Below are 602 nucleotides of genomic sequence, written 5' to 3'. Positions count from 1 at the left end.
GGCTTCCCACTATCTATAACACCAATCTCATCGTCAACAGCTGGAGCAGCTTCATCGAGCAGCTTCGGCAGATGGCCATGCCAGTGATGGTGCTGGCGGTTCAGACTACAGCCTCCATCAGCCGCTATCTACGCTCGTCAATGCTCGACAATCTCAACCAGGACTACGTCCGCACGGCTCGGGCCAAGGGCATGGGCGAGAATGTCGTCGTGTTGATCCATGTGTTGCGCAATTCGATGATCCCGGTGGTCACTGTTATCGCGCTCGGGCTGCCAAGCATCTTCGCCGGCGCCATCGTCACCGAGCAGATCTTCAAGGTTAATGGAATCGGTGAACTCCTGATAACTGCCATCTACGCCAACGACGTGCCGATGGTGCAGACACTGGCCTTCATCTTCGCAGTGCTGATCGTCGTCTTCAACCTGATCGCCGATCTGTTCTACGGCTTGCTCGATCCCAGGATTCGCTATGATTGATCTGCTTAGCTACAACAAGCCGAAAGAAGTTGCCGAGGCGTTTGTTTCTCGATCGCCAACTACCGATCCCGTCGCCAGCGTTGAGTCCTTGTTGCTCGGAGCGCCGTCGCGCAATCAGTGGTGGGA

At 55.8% G+C, this 602-nt stretch carries 1 protein-coding gene; it reads left to right on the top strand.

Translation table 11 applies throughout. The features are described from left to right. Nucleotides 1-476: ABC transporter permease (locus EN780_RS36750; RefSeq protein WP_133372981.1), on the top strand; the 476-nt coding region annotated here is incomplete at its 5' end. Between the last annotated feature and the right edge of the window lie 126 nt (nucleotides 477-602).

It is taken from the genome of Mesorhizobium sp. M4B.F.Ca.ET.089.01.1.1, assembly GCF_004022605.1.
GTDB classification, from domain to species: Bacteria; Pseudomonadota; Alphaproteobacteria; order Rhizobiales; family Rhizobiaceae; genus Mesorhizobium; species Mesorhizobium abyssinicae.
Note: the sequence above shows the minus strand (reverse complement) of the source record. Positions and strands in the feature narration are given on the sequence as shown.